Here is a 16,587-nt window from a genome sequence, read left to right as displayed (position 1 = left end):
GAGGTGCTGCGTGCCTAGCTTAGGGCCGGCCGCCTGGGCGGCGCCTAGACGGGCAGGCGCTTGTTGTAGTCAAGCACCAGGACGGACACGCCCATGATGATCGCGGAGCCGACGAAGTACAGCAGCGCCCAGGTGTAGGAGCCGGTGGCGCCCACGATCAGGCCGACCGCGATGGGCGTGACGAAGCCGGAGATGTTGCCGCTGAAGTTCATTGCCCCGCCCAGCACGCCGGCGTTGGTCCGGCCGCCCAGGATGGACGGAATGCTCCAGAAAAGCCCGACCCAGCGGAGGAAGAACATCACCACGGAGAGGAGTACGACGGCGGTGGTCGGGTCTTCCACGACTGTCACCCCGACGAGGCCGCCCACCACCACGACGCTGGAGATGCCCAGCAGTGTCCGCATGACGCGGTTCGCCGAGGCGCCGGCTGCCCGCCACTTGTCTGCAATGGTGCCGCCCAGGATCTCACCGACGAAGCCTGCTCCGAAGATCACGAACGTGGACCAGCCGATGGTCTTCAGGTCGAAACCCTTGGCCTGGGCGAGGTACAGCGGGCCCCAGGTGAGCAGGCCGTAGAACACGCCGTTGAAGCCCAGCCAGCCGAAGCACATGGCCCAGAAGGAACGGAACTTCAGGTAGGGGAGAAGGGCGCGCTTGCCCTTGCTGCCGTCCAGCTCGGCCTCCGCGTCCTCGGCCGCGTGGGAGGCTTCAATGTATTCGGCCTCGGCTGCGTTGACTCCGCGGTGCTGGCGCGGGTTGTCCCGGACGTACCACCAGACGGCAAGGCCCATCAGGACGGTGGCAGCGCCGGCGATGACGAAGGAACTGCGCCAGCTGCCGGTGGCGGCGATGAGGCCGGCAATGAGGATGCCGCCCAGACCGGCGCCGAGGGGTGCGCCGGCGTCCAGGATGGTGGCGCCGCGGCCGCGCTCCGACTTGTGCATCCAGATGGCGTTGAGCTTGCCGCCGGCCGGCATGACGCCGGCTTCGGTGACGCCGATGCCGAGCCGGGCAATGAACATGCTCAGGAAGCCACCCGCCATGCCGGAAGCTGCCGTTGCGGCGCCCCAGCCCACGCAGGAGGCGGTCATGACCTTTCGCGGTCCGAACTTGTCGATGAGCAGGCCGACCGGGATCTGCATCAGGGCGTAAGTCCAGAAGAAGGCGGAGAGCAGCAGGCCCACGAGTTCGGGGGCGAGGTTGAATTCCTTCTGGATGATGGGGAGCGCCACCGAGATGGAGCCACGGTCGATGTAATTGACGGCCACCAGGACGAGGAGCAGCAGGAAGAGCTTCCAGCGGACGTTGGTGCGCCGTTGCACGCCGTCCTTGCCGGTTTGGCCCTCCGGGGACGGGGCTGCTGCTGGTTCGGTTGCGGAGTTTGATGTTTCGGTACTGGGGAGAGACACAGCTTCTCCTTCACGGGGAAGATTGCGGGCAGGGGAAAGATTCGGGTGCTGTGGCGGGCCGCGGCCGGATCGGGCGGAGGCCTAACTGTCCGGGGCTGGCAATGGGTACGCCATTCATGGCGCCAGGCCCGGGATGGTGGTCACTTTTGGGATCCCGTTTTGGGATCCCAAAATCAAAGATAGAAGTGGGCCACGCCACTGTCAAGGGTTTTTCGCCCGGTGCCTGCCGGGCAGCCTATTTACCGAGTGTGACTGCCGGCCGCTGGGCCGGGGCTTGCTGGGGGAGGGCGCAGCTGACCGGCACGTCCGGGTGGACGCACCCCGTCGTCAGGCCGGTTACCGGTTGTCGCTGTACGCCAGCATCTCCGCGAGTTCCGCCAGCCGGTGGGCCCGGGCTGATTCCGCGGGGGTGAACGGTTCGCCGGGCCGGTAGAAAGTGACGGGTCCGTGCCAGGCAGTCGGGATTTTCAGTACCGTCCCGGCGTCGGCAGAGGCCGGAAGCTCCTGCCGGCCCTCCGCGGTGACCGGGACGATCCGAGCGGAAAGCAGCTCGGCGACGGCCAGCGGAAGCTCATCCGGGTTACCCGCGATCCGGGCGGCGAGGCTGAGTGCCTTGGTCTGGCCGTCCGCCATAGCCAGGGCCGTGGTGGGCCAGACGTGCGGATGCCTGCCGCCGCCGTCGCGCAGGGCCTCCAGCAGTTCACGTTCGCCGACATTGCCCGGCGCGGAGAGGACGAATTCGTCGAGTACCCCGCCCGCCACCGGATGGATGTGGATGCTGAGGATGTTGGTGTCCAGCCGGGCCAGCGCCTGTGTGACTTTCTGAAGCGACCCTGGCTGGTCGCGCAGCACCGTGCGTGCCCGCCAGAGGGCCGGTGCGGTATTCAGCCGCTTGCGGTGCCGGAGGGCGGGCGCGTGCAGCCAACTCCGCAGCATCCGGGCCGCGGACGGCTCAGCCACCCAGATCACCAGCACCGTGGCCGTCAGGGTCAGGACCAGGACTTTGGCCACGTAGGGGAGGTGGGTCTCCACCACGGCCGCGTGCACCAGGAGTTCAATGGGCAGCATGACGGCGATATTCGCCAGGGTCAGCCGCGCTTTGGTGGGTTCCGGCATCTGGCCGCAAACTTCGCAGCTCAGGTCGGCCGGTTCGGGGGACTGTGCCTTGCGCCTCATACTCACATCATGTCCGGGCCCTGTTTCAACGGCATTGCGGCCGCGTCACGATTGCCGGCGGCCGCCTGCACCCGCGCAGGTAACCCCGGGGTGTCCGGCGGCAAGTAAACCAAGTACCGCCCGGCTCCGCGGGCCGTACGGCGGTTCCCAAGCGGGTATTCCGGGCTGCAACAGCGGTGTCCCGCGGGAAAATGCGCGTACGTGACTCTCGTGACCGCACTGAGTGGTGGCGCGTTGAATAGAAGGGCGTACCCATTTCTTTTTGACGATCGGGAGGACCCGGTGACCATCAGCGAAGACCGCGCGGTTAGCCACATCGGTGTTATGAGGCCGTGGCTGGGGCCGGAGGAGGCGGACGCCGTCGTGCAAGTGCTTTCATCAGGCCGCATGGTCCAAGGGCCCCGCGTGGGGCAGTTCGAAGACGCGTTCGCGTCTACGCAACGGGCGCCGCACGCCGTCGCGGTTTCCACCGGCACCGCGGCACTCCAGTTGGCGCTCAGCGTGGCCGGGGTTCAACCTCAGGACGACGTCGTGCTGCCCTCGTTCGGCCCAGCATCGAACGCCGACGCCGTCAGTCGCCTCGGCGCCCGGACGGTCTTTGCGGATGTCGAGGCGGGAACCGGCAATGTGTCCCGTGGCACCCTCGAGGCGGCCCTGACGCCGGCCACCCGGGCGGTGATCGTGGCGGACCAGGGTGGCGTGCCTGTTGACCTGAAACCTATCCGGGACCTGTGTGACCCCCTCGGTGTCACGGTCATCGAGGACGCCTCCTGCGGCGTGGGCTCCACCTACCAGGGAGAGCCCGTGGGGGCCGGCGCGGAACTGGCAGTGTGGTCCTTCGATTCGTGTGAGGTCCTGACCACCGGCGAGGGCGGAATGCTGACCACACGGAACGAGGGGTGGGCAAGCGCAGCCCGTCACCTTCGTGATAACGCCGGGAGCGACGCGGGAACCGATCACCGCATGACCGACCTGCAGGCTGCCATCGGCCTGGTCCAGCTCGGGCGGCTGCAGGAAGCTGTTGCCCATCGCCGGGAAATCGTGGCCAGCTACCAGCTGGCGCTCGGGCGGATCGGCGGGCTGCGGTTCATCAAGGATCCCGACTACGGCACCAGCAATTTCCAATCCTTCTGGCTTGAAGTGCTGCCGTCCTTCGCCGTGGCCCGCAACGAGCTTCTGGAGCGGTTGTCGCGCGACGGCATAACAGCCGGCACCGGGATCGCGGCGGTACACCGGCAGCCTCCCTACCGGAACAGGGACACCGGCGAGGCGGACCTCTCAGTCACCGAACGGCTGGCGGACAGGCTGGTGGTTCTGCCGGTGTACCACGAGCTGACTCCCGGCGAGCAGTCGCGGGTGCTCCGCTCCGTCCGGCTCGCTGCCGCAGGGATACCCGCCACCGTGCGGCGGGGCAAATGGAACGGCGGGTTCCGGCGGGCGGACGCCGCCAGCGCCTGACTGCCCCTAGGTCAGCGTGAGCTTTCGGATTCCTTCGACGACGTTCCGGCGCTGGTGAGTTCCCTGTCGCTGCCCGCGAGCTGGGTCAGCAGGTCCCGGATCTCGGCCAGCAGCGCTGTGTCCGCCGGGATGGGCTCCTCCTCGGGTTCTGCCGTGGCCAGCCGGCTCTTCACGAGCGAGTTGATCTTGTTCATGGGCGCCACGAAGATGAAATACACCACAGCGGCGGTGATGAGGAAGGTCACGAAAGCGGTGATGACTCCGCCGATATTGACGAAGGTTTTGTTATTGCCGGGCCAGATGTGGAAGCCCAGCCCTTCAGTCTGGACCCCGCCGGCAGCTGCAATGATCGGGTTCACGATGTTGGTGGTGAAAGCGGTGACCAGCGCCGTGAAAGCCGTGCCGACGACGACGGCGATGGACAGTTCGATCACGTTGCCACGAAGGATGAAATCCTTGAATCCTTTGAGCATGGGTCCTCCGGTATTCGGTTCAGTCAGTAATTTAACCGATTGACAATACCAGTCCCCGCCCGTCAGACGGCCCTTATGACCGCGGGCGGGGAGCCCCGGGGAGCGGGAACCCGGGCTCGTCGGCGGGCTGGTGCCGCCGGCCCGGGCGTAGGATTTGGAGTGGACGCCAACGCTGCCGCCATCAGACTGGCACCGTATGGAAAGGCGTGACCCCCGTGAAGCTGTTGGCCGAGATGTTCACGATTGCTCCCGGCAATAAGGACCATCAGGTCGCGATCCGTTGCGCAGTGGGTGTCTTTGTTCCGCTGATCATCCTCGTCCTGGTAGGCCGGAGCGATCTGGCGATTTTTGCGTCCTTTGGCGCCTTCACCGGGATCTACGGTCGCGGGGAGATGCACCGGAAGCGGCTCTTCATCCAGATGCGCGCCGGTTCGCTCATGCTCCTCGTCATGCTGCTGGCAACCCTGTCAGCCCGCGCCGGCCAGGCCTTGGGGCTCTCGGACGCCGCGAGCACCTGGACGCAGGTGGCTGCTACCACGGTGGTGGCCGGGGCGTGTTCGCTGGTGATTGCCCTGTGGCGGCACCGGCCGGCGGGCTCGTTGTTCCACATTTTCGCCTTTGCGGCCATCGCGTCGATTCCCAACCAGCCGCCGCTCTGGCAATGCATGCTCGTCGCCATCCTCACCACCGTATTCTGCCTGCTGATCGGCATATCCTCCCGGCTGGTGCGGAGCCGGCGGACGCCGTGGGCCATGCCCGAACCTGCCCGGTTGACGCCCGATGAAAAGCGCGCCGCCTGGCTCGAAGCCCTGGGCTACATCGTGGCTGCGGGTCTGGCCGGCACGCTGGCCACCATTGTGGGCCAGCGGTTGGGCTTCGGCCACAACTATTGGGCCATGGTGGCTGCCGTTGTTCCGTTGGTGGGCCGCACCACCCGCCACCGGGTGGCGAGGGGCGTCCAGAGAATCATTGGCACCGTGCTGGGCCTGATCGTGCTTGCCGGTGTGCTCCTGCTGGATCCTGCGCCCTGGCAGATGGTCCTGGTGATCGCCGCGTGCCAGTTCGGCGCCGAGATGTTCATTGCACGCCAGTACGTCCTGGCGCAGATTTTCGTTACGCCGCTGGCCCTGAGTGCCACGTTGTTGGCTGCGCCCACTGCCCCGCAGGTGCTGCTGAGGGACAGGATCGTGGAGACGGTCATCGGCGCCGCCGTCGGCATTGCCGTGGTGGTTGCTCCCGTAGCATGGCGGCGGATGCGAGACCGGAGCGGCGCGCAGCGCCTCCCGGCGTAGGGGTCCTATTCGGCCACCAGCAGGGCCTGCGGTGCGGCCTGCTTCATGCGCGTCCTGAGCCACCGGAGCTGGAGCTCGGAGTCCCCTTCGCATGTCGAAACGACGTCAAGGAGCTGTTCGTCGCGGTCGCCCTTCGCGGCCTGCCCCACCATCATCCACGTAACATCGATGTGGTTCACAAGCACGTACAGGTCCTGGAGGTCCAGGAGGAGGGCCAAGGGCCCGGAACGTACTTCCCGGATTCCGTTGGCGGTCAGCCGGTGTTCCTCTTCTCCTTCGGTCTCCTCGCCGTAGCGTTCAAGCACAGGTCTCAGCGCCTCGCGGTGGGCGTCGCACTGACTGGCGAGTGTTTCGAGCAGGAAGTGCACGTCGGGCTCCTCGCCGTGCCCGTGCGCCACCACCCGAAAAGAGTTTGCCAAGGTGGCTTCAGCTTCCTGCAGGAGGCCGAGGTAGACGGGAAGTTTCATGCCGGCGCCTCCCCGGTCATCTTTTCAATTCGCACGGCCGCGTTCTTGAAGACGGGCTGTTTGGACACCGGATCCCATTCCGTCAGCGTCAGTTCATTGGCTGCCCGCGGCCGGCCGCCGTTGTCGGGGCCGACGGTATCCCAGTACCCGTAATGGAACGGGGCGAAAACGCACCCCGGCCTGATGTCCGCCACCCGCACCGGCACTTCCAGCCTGCCGCGGCGGGAGATCACGCGGACCATCTCGCCCTCCGCCACTCCGAGCTTTCCGGCATCCTCCGCGGAGACTTCCAGCCATGGTTCCGGGGCGGCATCGTTCAACGGCTTGCTGCGTCCGGTTTTTGTCCGGGTATGGAAGTGGTAGACCGTTCGGCCGGTGGTGTATCGGAACGGGTAGTCCGCATCCGGTTCTTCATGCGGGGGCGTGTAGTCGAGCGCCTTGAACCAGGCCTTCCCGGACTCGGCGCTCGCCTTGTACGGTGTGGCCCCTGCGGTGGCTCCCGTGAGCAGGTCGTGGCCGAACGATTCGCAGTAGGCAGGATCGGTGGGGAACACCCCGTCCCCGTAGAGCCGTTCCGTGCCTGCAGGATGTTCGTCATTGCAGGGCCACTGGACACCGCCGGCGCCGCGGAGTTTGTCGTAGCTCAGGGCCGTGTAGTCGCAGGGACGGCCCCGGGTGCATTCCTTCCAAGCCTCAAAACCGTCCTGGGGACCGTTCCACTCCAATAGCGGTCGGCCGTCCTTGTCTCTGAAATCCATGCGGCGGGCGTAGTCCAGGAAGACGTCCAGGTCGCTGCGTGCTTCGCCGGGCGGGTCGACCGCTTTCTCCGAGAGGTGGACTGTGCGGTCCACGTTCGTGAAGGTCCCGGTTTTCTCGCCCCAGCCCGCGCACGGGAGAACGACGTCAGCGAATTGCGCGGTTTCGGAAAGGTAGATGTCCTGCACCACCAAAAACAGGCTCTCCTTGCGCAAAATGTCCCGGATCCTAGCGAGCTGGGGCATTGAGACGGCCGGGTTGGTGGCCGATATCCAGAGGAAGCCGATGGATCCCAGCTCTGCGTAGCGGAAGATCTGCATCGCATGGGTGGGTGGTGACCAGTCCGGGATGATGGCCGGGTCGACGTTCCAGATGCGCGCGAGGTCCTTTACGTGCTCCGGATTCTCCCAGTTCCGGAAGCCCGGGAGGTCGCCGTCGGCCCCGCATTCCCGGTTGTTCTGCGCGGTGGGCTGGCCGTTCATTTGCAGAATTCCGCACCCCGGCCTGCCCAGCTGGCCGCGGAGCAGGTGGAGGTTGTTCACCTGGCACGCTGAGGCTGTGGCGTGGGCGGACTGGTAGAACCCCTGCAGCACCGTGGACAGAACCCGTTCACTGGTGCCGAAGATCGCCGCGGCACGGCGGACGTCGGAGGCTTCCACGCCGCAGACCTCGGCCACCAGCTCGGGTGTCCACTTGTCCACCACACTGCGCAGCTGCCCGATGTTAAGGGTGTCACCCCAGATGTCTGCAATACGGTCAACCATGAGTTCACCTCGAGGAAATAAGCAGGCTTATTTCCTGCAAAGGCTACTCCGGTCGGGCCTCCTTGATAACCCGCCGCGGCGCCGGGATCAGGAAGGCCCGACGGCGGTCCGCTTGCCGGCCGCTGCGGTGACTGCCTGCGGGACCAGGACGAGGGCTGCCACGGCCAGGACGGCCGCGCCGGCAAAGACGTAGAAGCCCCACGGATAGGCGATTCCGGCGGCCACCAGGGCGCCGGTCACGGCGGGACCAAGGATGGCGCCAAGGCGTCCGACCCCTGCCGCGAAGCCCAGGGCGGTACCGCGCAGCCGGGCCGGGAACAGCTGGCTGACCCAGGCGTACACCAGCACCTGCGAGCTGAAGACGAAGACGCCGGTCACGAAGACGGCCGCGTTCAGGAGCAGTTCGTTCTGGATCTTCACGCTGAGTATCGCCAGGAACACGGCGGAGAGCCCGAACCAGAGAAGAACGATCTTCTTGGTTCCGTGCTTGTCCGCCAGGATCCCGGCCACCACCAGGCCCGCCACGGCGCCCACGTTCAGGACCAGCAGGAGGGAGAGTCCCGCGTTCAGCGTGTAGCCGGCGGACGACATGAGCTGCGGCAGCACCGACAGCGTCGAAGCCAAGGTCGTGGGTCTTGATGAGGGTGGGGATGACGGTGCCGAGCACCACCAGGTCAAAGCCGTCCAGGACCATGGCCAGCCAGCAGAGCCAGACCGGCCAGCGTGATTTGTTTTCCAACGGCGTCGTTGACATTGCTACCTCGAAGTTGATTTTTTGCGGGTCTGCGTCCGTGCGAAACCGGCCGGAACCAGACGATCCCTATCCTGAGATTTGTACCACTGGGCCGTGTTGTGTGGGACACTTCAAACCATTCAATGGAAGGAGAGCTGTGGCCAACTCGGGCTCCGGAGACTCAGTGGTGGACCGCGTGGTCCGCGTCATTGCCGCCTTTCCGGAGGGAGTCAACGTCCTGGCCCTCTCGGACCTCGCCGACCGGGCCGGGTTGCCGCTCACCACGGCCCACCGGCTGGTGCGGCAGCTGGCCGGACACGGGCTCCTGGACATCGGGGCAGGCGGTTCGGTGCAGCTGGGGCTGCGGCTCTGGGAACTGGTCAACCGCAATTCGCCCACCCTTGAGCTGCGCCAGGCCGCCATGCCGTTCATGGAGGACATCCAGCAGGTGCTCAACCAGAACGTGAACCTTGCCGTGCTGGACGGCTGGGAGGCACTTTTCGTCGAGCGGCTTTCGCGGCGCGGCTCGGTGGCCAACCGGGCGCAGGTGGCCGGCCGCATGCCCGTGCACGTGTCCTCTGCCGGGTTGGTCCTGATGGCCAACCAGCCGCACGCCGTCCAGGCGGAATACCTGGCGGGTTTCACCGATCCCGCCGGCAGGCTGACGGTGGAAGAGCTGCGCATCCAGTTAGGCGAAGCCGCGCACCAGGGATACGCCCAGCTCGCCGGCGTGGTGGATCCGGACACCTGGGGCATTGCCGTTCCGGTGATGAACCGCAAGAAGCGGACGGTTGCCGCGATCGGCGTCGTGGTTCCCTTGCGCGAGGTGCGCCTGCAGGCGCTGGTTCCGGCCCTGCAGACGGCAGCACGGGGTATCGGCCGCCGCCTGGCTGAATCGCAAAGCCCCGCCGAGCGGCGGGATTAGCCGCGGATTCCATTCAACGGAATCGCTGTAACGCGGATCACGCATCGGGGCGCACACTGTTAGCCAGACGATCCAACAGGCCCCGGACACTTCCGCCGGGCCCCGCAACGAAGCGAGGAAACACCATGGCAGTCCGCAAAGTCATCACCACCCAGGTGGCCATCCTGGGCGCCGGTCCGGCAGGCCTGATGCTCTCGCATCTTCTCGCCAAGTCCGGCATCGAATCCACCGTCATCGAAATCCGCAGCCGCCAGGAAATCCAGGAGACGGTCCGCGCCGGCATCCTGGAGCACGGCACCGTGAACATGCTGGTGGACAGTGGCGTCTCGGACCGGGTGCTGCGGGACGGCGACCGGCACGACGGCATCGAACTGCGCTTCAACGGCGAAAGCCACCGGATCGATTTTCAGGACCTGGTGGGCGAGTCGGTGTGGCTCTACCCGCAGACTGACGTGTTCATGGACCTTGCCGCACGCCGCGAGGCCGACGGCGGGGACGTCCGCTACAGCGTGACGGACACCACCATCCACGACATCGAAGGATCCCCGAAGGTCTGGTTCACGGACGCCGACGGCGTGGAATATGAGCTGCAGGCCGATTTCATCACCGGCGCGGACGGTTCCCGGAGCCACTGCCGCTTCCAGATCCCGGAGGCGGACCGCAAGTGGTACTTCCACGAGTACCCTTTCGCGTGGTTCGGCATCCTGGCCGAGGCGCCCCGGAGTTCCGATGAGCTGATCTACGCCAACTCGGACAACGGCTTTGCTCTGATCAGCCAGCGGACCGAAACCGTCCAGCGCATGTACTTCCAGTGCGATCCCGATGAAGACGTGAACAACTGGAGCGAGGACCGCATCTGGGACGCCTTCCGCAGCCGGGTCAACGGCAACGGCTTCGAGCTCAAGGAGGGACCGGTCATCGACAAGATGGTGCTGAAGTTCCGCAGCTTCGTCCACGCCCCCATGCGCCATGGAAAGCTCTTCCTGGCCGGCGATGCCGCCCACACGGTCCCGCCCACCGGAGCCAAGGGCCTGAACCTGGCCATCCACGACGTCAAGGTCCTGTTCGAAGGGCTGGACAGCTACTACAAGGGCGGTTCCACGGTGCTGCTGGACGCCTACAGCGACCGCGCGCTGGAACGTGTCTGGAAGGCGCAGCAGTTCTCCTACTGGATGACCTCGATGCTCCACACGCCGGTGGATGCTGACGACTTCTCCCGGGCCCGCCAACTGGGTGAGCTCAACTCGGTGGTCTCCTCCCGCCACGGCAGGGCCTACCTGGCCGAGGCCTACACCGGCTGGCCCGGAGCCCACTAGGCAGGCCGGGGGACACCAGTTCCGGCCGTAGACTCGGGGAATGTACGGCATAACAATCGTCGGCGGGGGCATCGCAGGTTTGGCCCTTGCCGCGGCGCTGGACGCGGATCGCTTCCACGTCACTGTGCACGAGCAGCGGAACACGCTGCCAACGGTGGAAACGTCCCTGGCCATGTGGCCGGAGGCCCATCAGGCACTCGACGCCGTGGGGATCCTGCCGGAGATCATGGCGGCAGGCTCCGCCTTTGCCGCCATGGCTCTGCGGGACGTGGCCGGGAAGGCGTGGTTCAGGGCCGAGGCTGCTGGCGTGATCGGCGTTTCACGCGCGGACCTGCTACGGCTTCTGGACTCTGTTGTGCCGGAGTCTGTTAGCCGGGTCCCCGGGGCGGTGACCTCGCTCCCCGATGCTGGGCTGCTGGTGGGAGCCGACGGCGTCCATAGCGTGGTCCGCCGGCAGCGGTGGGGTCCGCGGTCCGCTGAGCGGCTCAGTCCCTATCTCGCATTGCGCGGGATCGTTGATGAACCTGTCCCTGCGGATGCGGGCGGCGAATACTGGGGTCGCGGCGAGTTGTTCGGCATCGCCCCGGCCTCCCGGGAGCGGACCTACTGGTATGCCTCCTACCGGTCGGACCTGGGGCCTGGCGGCATTGATATCGAGGCGGCCCTGGATCTCACCCGCCGGCGCTTTTCAGGAAAGGCGCAGGGAATCGACCGCGTTCTTGCCGGGGCCGCCCCCGAAGGGACGCTCGCCCAGCGGATCTGGACCGTGCCGGCCCTCCGGCGCTACACGCGGGATGGCACCGTGCTGGTGGGAGACGCTGCGCACGGCATGACACCGAACCTTGGGCGCGGTGCCTGCGAAGCCCTGGTTGATTCCGTTACCCTCGCGGGGCTGCTCAACTCGCGGCCGCTTCCGGAGGCGCTCAAGGCGTACAACAAACGCCGCGTATTGCGCAGCCAGGCCCTACGGGCGGCGTCGTCCGCCATGACCCGGCTGGTGCTTGCCGAGTCCGCCCAGCCCCTCCGGGACAGGATCCTCAGCATGGCCGGGCGGCTCAGCCGGTCTGCCTAGCGCGCGCCGCCGTCGGACGCGGTTCCCGGGCCCCGGCCTAAGGCACGGGACTGGGTGCGGACGCCTTGGCATCCGCTACCGCCGCCGGCGAAGTGGCGGGGACAGCCCTGCTTTCAGCGGCAGGTCCGCCGCGCTTCCCGCCCTTCGGGCCCCGGCGCCTGCCGGGCCGTGCGCCCGAACGCCCGTAGACGAGGTACATCGTCAGCCCGGTGATGACCATCAGCAGCACCGTATAGACAAAGGTGTTGGACACGCCGTCCACGCCTTCGGCGCCGTCCGTGTTGGCCTTGATGACCAGGCCCAGCGGCTGGACCAGCGGATGCGCCAGGAAGATGGCGGTGTCGTAGTCGTCCAGCATGCTGTTGAAGTTGAGGGCGGCAATGGCCGCAGCGGCCGGAAGGACCAGCGGCAGCAGGATGCGCCGGAACACATAGAGGGTCTTGGCACCCATGATGGTGGCCGCCTCCTCCAGGGAAGAATTCACCGACGCAAACGATGCCTTGAGCATCCTGAGCGTGAAGGGGATTTTCACTGTGACGAAGGCGATCAGGAGGATGACTGTGGTCCCGGTGAGGACGGCGCCGCCCACCAGCGGGTTGGGGTGGTCGTAGCTGATGATCAACCCCAGGGCCAGCAGGGCCGACGGCAGGATCCAGGGGATGTGCAGCAGGTACTCGAACATGGCAGTCACCCAGTTCTTGTGTTTCTGCAGGATCCGCGCCACAAAGAGGAGGCCGCCCACGGCGATGACTGCGGCAAGCGCGCTGTAGGCAACGCTGATGGCAAAAGGCCGCAGGCCTGAAGGCTGGGTCAGTACACGCACGTAATTGTCGAAGGTAAGGCCGCCCGGCGAGATCTGTCCGGTCTGGATGGCGGCGCCGTCGGCGAAGGAGAACAGCACAATCAGGACCACGGGCAGGGTGTACACCGCAAACAGCAGGTAGGCGGCCGCGTGGACGGCAATGTTGGCTGCGGGGTTGGTGATTTTCTGCTTCTGCAGCGCGGAGGAAACCTTGGACACCGAAAAGTAGGTGCCGCCCTTTTCCAAGCGCGACATTACCGCGAGCATCAGGATGGTGGCCACACCGAGGATGACGGCGAGCAGCGCCGCCAGGTCGCGGGACGTGGGGCTGTTCGTGAACGTGAGGATCATCGGGGTGATGGTCTGGAAGTCGCGCCCGCCGAGGACCTGCGGCGCGCTGAGCGCCCCCAGTCCGGTCAGGAAGGACAGGATGGTGACGGCAAAAAGCGTGGGCTTCAGCATCGGCAGGACGATGCGGCGAAGGATGGTCCAGGTGGACGCGCCAAGGTTCCTGGCCGCTTCGATGGTCTGGTAGTCGACTCCTTTGAGGGCGTTCGCCACAAAGAGCATGTGGTTGGTGGTGGTGGCGAAGGTCATCACCGCCAAAACGGCAAAGAATCCCGAAAACCAGCCCGGATCCATCCCCGGAAAGACGTTCAGCAGGAATGCCGTGACGATTCCCTTGTCGCCGTAGATGAACTTGTAGCCGGCCGCCAGCACGATGCCGCCGTAGATGAACGTGGTGGCGTAACCCAGGAACAGGATCTTGGAACCGCGGATCCTGAAGTAGTGGGTGACCAGCACGATGAAGATTCCCACGACGTTCACCGTGATGGAGAGTGCCACGGCCAGCAGGAAGCTGTTCCCCAGGGATTTCATGGCGCGCTGGGAGGAAAAGAGCTTCTCGGCGGCGCGGCCGGAGAAGTTTCCGTCGGGGAAGAAGGTTTCGATCAGCACGTTCGCATTGGGCCAGACGAGGAAAGCCGCGATGAACCATGTCAGGACCGTTCCCACAATGATGATGAACGGGGAACGGAGCATGCTCCTGGCCGGGGTCCCGCTCATCGGAGGGACGCTGCCTGGTCCTGCTCGGCCTGATCTTGCCCGGCCGGATCCTGCGTGGCCAGCGCCGCCCCGGTGCCGGAATGGTACTGCAGCACGTGGCCTGGTTGCACGTAGATAGTGGTCTGCGCCCCTGCCTCGGGGTGGACGCCGCCATCCTCCTTCACCAGCAGCCGGATGTCGGCGCCGTGGCTCCGCACCACGTAGCGGCTGTGGAGGCCGTGATAGGTGCGGGACACCACCTCCCCGGAAAGCCCGACGGCGGTTCCGCCGGCTGCTGAACCGCCGGTTGCGGGCGGCGTCAACGACGCTTTTTCCACCCGCAGGTAGGAATTTGCCGCCGGGCTGAGTCCGGCGCCCGAGAGCCGGTTCAGTTCAGCGACGAACTCCGCGGTCAGGGTGGAACTGTCACCGATGAAATTGCAGACAAACTCGGTGGCTGCCTGGTCGTAAATCTCTTGCGGAGTGCCCACCTGCTCCACCACGCCCTTGTTGAAGACAGCCACGCGGTCGCTCATGGCAAGGGCTTCGTCCTGGTCGTGTGTCACGTAAACGGTGGTGATGCCGAACTCGCTCTGCAGGTCCTTGAGCTGCTGCCGAAGCTGGTGCCGCAGCTTGGCATCGAGGTTGGACAGCGGCTCATCGAGAAGCAGGATCTTCGGCCGAAGCACCAGCGCGCGGGCAACGGCCACCCGCTGCTGCTGCCCACCCGAAAGCTCCGCCACGTTCTTGTCCAGCTGCTCATCGCTGAGCTCCACCCGGCGCGCGATGTCGCGCACCAGGCGGTCACTCTCGGCGGACTTTTCCTTTCGGACCCGCAGGCCGAATGCGATGTTTTCCCACACGCTCATGCTCGGGAAAAGAGCATAATTCTGGAAAACCATGCCCACCTGGCGCTTGTCGCTGGGCAGGCGTGTGACGTTCTTGCCATCCACATGGACGGTTCCCGCGGACGGCTCGATGAAGCCTGCCAGCGTCCGGAGCGCCGTCGTTTTGCCGCAGCCTGAGGGGCCCAGCAGCGTGAAGAATTCACCGGGCCGGACGTGGAGGTCCAGGTGCGGGATGGCAATAAAATCGCCGAAGGAAACTTCGATGTTGTCCAAGCGGATCATGGGAAACCTGTCTGGTGGGACTGCGGAAGCGGGGCGGGCGGGGGTTACGTCATGTATTCAAGCTCGATCTTCTCCACCCACGAGCCCATGTTTTCCTGGACGAAGTTCCAGTCGATGTCCTGCTGCTTGAGCCCGTCGAAGAACTTCACCACCTCCGGCTTGGCCTTGGCGGCGGCGGACTTGTTCACCGGCATGGAGTTGAACTGCTGGGCCCATTCACCCTGGACGTCAGCACTGCCGAACCAGTCGATGAACTTTTGCGCCTGTTCCTTCTTGTCGGTTCCCTTCACCAGGGCAACCTGTTCCACAGCGAGGGGGACGCCGACGGACGGCACCACTGTTTCCACGTTCACCTTGAATGACTTCTCGCGTTCCGCCACGATCGACGACGGCATCTGGCCCATGTCCACTTCACCTGATGCGATGCGGGCGAAGAGGTCGGTTTTGGCTACGGCGGGGCTGCCGTTCTGGAAATACTGCTCCACCTGCTTCCAGCCTTCATCCGAGATACCCAGATCGCCGGAATCGTCCTTGTAGCGGGAGAGGATGCCGGCGAACACCAGCTGCGCCGTCGCGGTACCGAGCCCCGTCACCCGCTCATAGCGAGTCTTGAACTCGTCCTTGGACCACAGGTCCGTCCAGTCCTTGGGCGCCTGCTCCGGGGTGATCTTGTCCGAGTTGTAGCCGAGGAGGATGGCCTGCTTCACCAGCGGCCAGTAGGCCTTGTCCTCTTCGCTGTCGGCGAGCGAGGCGTCCACTTCGCCGGCCCACGCCGGCTCATAGGCCTCGATGGCACCTGCTGCTTTGACCTGGGCGAAGTACATGTTGTTGAGGCCGAAGGCGACATCCGCAATGGGGTTGTTCTTCTCGGCGATCAGCTTGTTCGTCGCGTCGGCACCGCCGGCACCCACAATTTCAATCTTGAAGCCGGCGTCCGCTGCCTTCTTGGTGAGCCACTCCCCGCGGCCCTCCCCGTTGGAGTTGGTGTACACAACCAGCGTGTCGCCGGATGCCCCGGCGGCGGAGGAACTTCCGGACGGCTGTGGCGAGGCGGCGCCGGCGCCGCAGCCGGCGAGGAGGGTGACGGCGACTACGGCGCCAACCATTGTCTTGAGTTTGTGCACGATTGAGACCCATTTCTGAACTGGAACCGGAGCATTGTCCGGCAAGCCTATAGCGGCTCATGCCGATTAGGGCCGTTTATAGCTATCGATTCGATAAACTACCCGGCCTCGGCGTTCGAGTCTTGTCCAGGCATCCCAACAGCGCGCGCCCCTGGCTTTAACGCATCATGAACTTCCGGGGCGCCCCGGAGGGAGTCAGTCCTGCTCGAGGGTCTCTGTCAGATGGTGCGTGGGAATGCGGTCGCGGTCGTAGGTGATCTCGGTATAACCGTGGGGCTCGGGCTTGCCGTGCGGGTTGAGGTTCACGAACACGATCTCCTCAATGGTGAGGATGCTCTGCCGGGTGATCATGTTCCGCACTTCGGCGCGCATGGTCAGCGATGTCCGGCCAAACCGCGTGGCAGTCAGCCCCATCTCAATCAGGTCGCCCTGCACGGCGGAGCTGACGAAGTTGATTTCGGAAATGTACTTGGTGACAGCCCGGCCGTTTCCAAGTTGCAGGATGGCGTAGATGGCCGCTTCCTCGTCGATCCATTTCAGCAGGCTCCCGCCGAACAGGGTGCCGTTCGCGTTGAGGTCTTCAGGTCGCACCCATTTGCGCGTGCGGAAAGTAATGTCTGCCGGTTCCATAAGGCGAGATTAGCCG

13 protein-coding genes and 2 pseudogenes are annotated in these 16,587 nt (G+C 65.5%); 5 read left to right on the top strand and 10 right to left on the bottom strand.

The window, feature by feature from the left end; translation table 11 throughout:
* Positions 1-44 precede the first annotated feature (44 nt).
* Together AC1MDG_RS20975 and AC1MDG_RS20970 are read right to left on the bottom strand one after the other, a co-directional pair.
* Positions 45-1,409 carry an MFS transporter gene (locus tag AC1MDG_RS20975; RefSeq protein WP_479806626.1) on the bottom strand — a complete coding sequence of 455 codons (1,365 nt, stop codon included), beginning with the start codon at positions 1,407-1,409 and terminating at the stop codon, positions 45-47.
* Between the two features lie 336 nt (positions 1,410-1,745).
* On the bottom strand, positions 1,746-2,585 hold the full coding sequence (locus AC1MDG_RS20970; RefSeq protein ID WP_479806624.1) for an ACT domain-containing protein: 840 nt from the start codon (positions 2,583-2,585) through the stop codon (positions 1,746-1,748).
* 282 nt (positions 2,586-2,867) lie between these two features.
* Between AC1MDG_RS20970 and AC1MDG_RS20965 the strand changes: the two genes are divergently transcribed.
* Positions 2,868-4,043, top strand: a complete 1,176-nt coding sequence (locus tag AC1MDG_RS20965) for a DegT/DnrJ/EryC1/StrS family aminotransferase (protein ID WP_082049935.1) — start codon at positions 2,868-2,870, stop codon at positions 4,041-4,043.
* An 11-nt stretch (positions 4,044-4,054) separates the two neighbouring features.
* Here the strand turns inward: AC1MDG_RS20965 and mscL are convergent, their stop codons facing one another.
* Entirely contained in the window at positions 4,055-4,516 is a 462-nt protein-coding gene (mscL, locus tag AC1MDG_RS20960; RefSeq protein WP_479806622.1) for a large conductance mechanosensitive channel protein MscL, read from the bottom strand.
* A 215-nt stretch (positions 4,517-4,731) separates the two neighbouring features.
* Between mscL and AC1MDG_RS20955 the strand changes: the two genes are divergently transcribed.
* A complete protein-coding gene (locus tag AC1MDG_RS20955; protein WP_479809154.1) occupies positions 4,732-5,808 on the top strand; it encodes an FUSC family protein in 1,077 nt (358 codons plus the stop codon).
* A 5-nt stretch (positions 5,809-5,813) separates the two neighbouring features.
* Here AC1MDG_RS20955 and AC1MDG_RS20950 read toward each other — a convergent pair whose 3' ends face one another.
* The 3 genes and pseudogenes from AC1MDG_RS20950 to AC1MDG_RS20940 all read right to left on the bottom strand — a co-directional run.
* Positions 5,814-6,275 (bottom strand): hypothetical protein, encoded by a 462-nt coding sequence (locus AC1MDG_RS20950; protein WP_479806620.1) that lies wholly within the window; start codon positions 6,273-6,275, stop codon positions 5,814-5,816.
* Positions 6,272-7,762, bottom strand: a pseudogene (locus AC1MDG_RS20945) (molybdopterin oxidoreductase family protein); the annotation flags it as partial. The pseudogene AC1MDG_RS20945 and the gene AC1MDG_RS20950, both read right to left, overlap by 4 nt.
* A gap of 120 nt (positions 7,763-7,882) precedes the next feature.
* Positions 7,883-8,398: pseudogene (locus AC1MDG_RS20940) on the bottom strand (MFS transporter); the annotation flags it as partial.
* Between the two features lie 287 nt (positions 8,399-8,685).
* On the opposite strand from AC1MDG_RS20940, the gene AC1MDG_RS20935 reads away from it, so the two are divergent.
* From AC1MDG_RS20935 to AC1MDG_RS20925, 3 genes are all read left to right on the top strand, one after another.
* Positions 8,686-9,453, top strand: a complete 768-nt coding sequence (locus AC1MDG_RS20935; RefSeq protein WP_479806618.1) for an IclR family transcriptional regulator — start codon at positions 8,686-8,688, stop codon at positions 9,451-9,453.
* 125 nt (positions 9,454-9,578) lie between these two features.
* Positions 9,579-10,769 (top strand): 4-hydroxybenzoate 3-monooxygenase, encoded by a 1,191-nt coding sequence (locus AC1MDG_RS20930; protein ID WP_043485564.1) that lies wholly within the window; start codon positions 9,579-9,581, stop codon positions 10,767-10,769.
* Between the two features lie 40 nt (positions 10,770-10,809).
* A complete protein-coding gene (locus AC1MDG_RS20925; protein WP_479806616.1) occupies positions 10,810-11,841 on the top strand; it encodes an FAD-dependent monooxygenase in 1,032 nt (343 codons plus the stop codon).
* A gap of 37 nt (positions 11,842-11,878) precedes the next feature.
* Here AC1MDG_RS20925 and AC1MDG_RS20920 read toward each other — a convergent pair whose 3' ends face one another.
* The 4 genes from AC1MDG_RS20920 to AC1MDG_RS20905 form a co-directional block, all read right to left on the bottom strand.
* Positions 11,879-13,708 carry an ABC transporter permease gene (locus tag AC1MDG_RS20920; protein ID WP_479806614.1) on the bottom strand — a complete coding sequence of 610 codons (1,830 nt, stop codon included), beginning with the start codon at positions 13,706-13,708 and terminating at the stop codon, positions 11,879-11,881.
* Positions 13,705-14,817: an ABC transporter ATP-binding protein gene (locus tag AC1MDG_RS20915; RefSeq protein ID WP_043485558.1), complete on the bottom strand. Its 1,113-nt coding sequence runs from the start codon at positions 14,815-14,817 to the stop codon at positions 13,705-13,707. The genes AC1MDG_RS20920 and AC1MDG_RS20915 overlap by 4 nt, the downstream gene beginning before the upstream one ends.
* Positions 14,818-14,861: 44 nt before the next feature.
* Positions 14,862-15,923: an extracellular solute-binding protein gene (locus AC1MDG_RS20910; protein WP_479806612.1), complete on the bottom strand. Its 1,062-nt coding sequence runs from the start codon at positions 15,921-15,923 to the stop codon at positions 14,862-14,864.
* A 213-nt stretch (positions 15,924-16,136) separates the two neighbouring features.
* Positions 16,137-16,571 (bottom strand): acyl-CoA thioesterase, encoded by a 435-nt coding sequence (locus AC1MDG_RS20905; protein WP_082049934.1) that lies wholly within the window; start codon positions 16,569-16,571, stop codon positions 16,137-16,139.
* Between the last annotated feature and the right edge of the window lie 16 nt (positions 16,572-16,587).

The sequence above is a fragment of the Arthrobacter sp. AIWTK1 genome, assembly GCF_056680535.1.
This window is presented reverse-complemented; position numbering and strand designations above follow the sequence as displayed.

Excerpts from the sequence above, each read along its gene's own strand:
- AC1MDG_RS20970 (WP_479806624.1), bottom strand. The coding sequence starts at position 2,585 with ATGAGGCGCAAGGCACAGTCCCCCGAACCGGCCGACCTGAGCTGCGAA.
- mscL (WP_479806622.1), bottom strand. The coding sequence starts at position 4,516 with ATGCTCAAAGGATTCAAGGATTTCATCCTTCGTGGCAACGTGATCGAA.
- AC1MDG_RS20950 (WP_479806620.1), bottom strand. The coding sequence starts at position 6,275 with ATGAAACTTCCCGTCTACCTCGGCCTCCTGCAGGAAGCTGAAGCCACC.
- AC1MDG_RS20930 (WP_043485564.1), top strand. The coding sequence starts at position 9,579 with ATGGCAGTCCGCAAAGTCATCACCACCCAGGTGGCCATCCTGGGCGCC.
- AC1MDG_RS20925 (WP_479806616.1), top strand. The coding sequence starts at position 10,810 with ATGTACGGCATAACAATCGTCGGCGGGGGCATCGCAGGTTTGGCCCTT.
- AC1MDG_RS20920 (WP_479806614.1), bottom strand. The coding sequence starts at position 13,708 with ATGAGCGGGACCCCGGCCAGGAGCATGCTCCGTTCCCCGTTCATCATC.
- AC1MDG_RS20915 (WP_043485558.1), bottom strand. The coding sequence starts at position 14,817 with ATGATCCGCTTGGACAACATCGAAGTTTCCTTCGGCGATTTTATTGCC.
- AC1MDG_RS20910 (WP_479806612.1), bottom strand. The coding sequence starts at position 15,923 with ATGGTTGGCGCCGTAGTCGCCGTCACCCTCCTCGCCGGCTGCGGCGCC.
- AC1MDG_RS20905 (WP_082049934.1), bottom strand. The coding sequence starts at position 16,571 with ATGGAACCGGCAGACATTACTTTCCGCACGCGCAAATGGGTGCGACCT.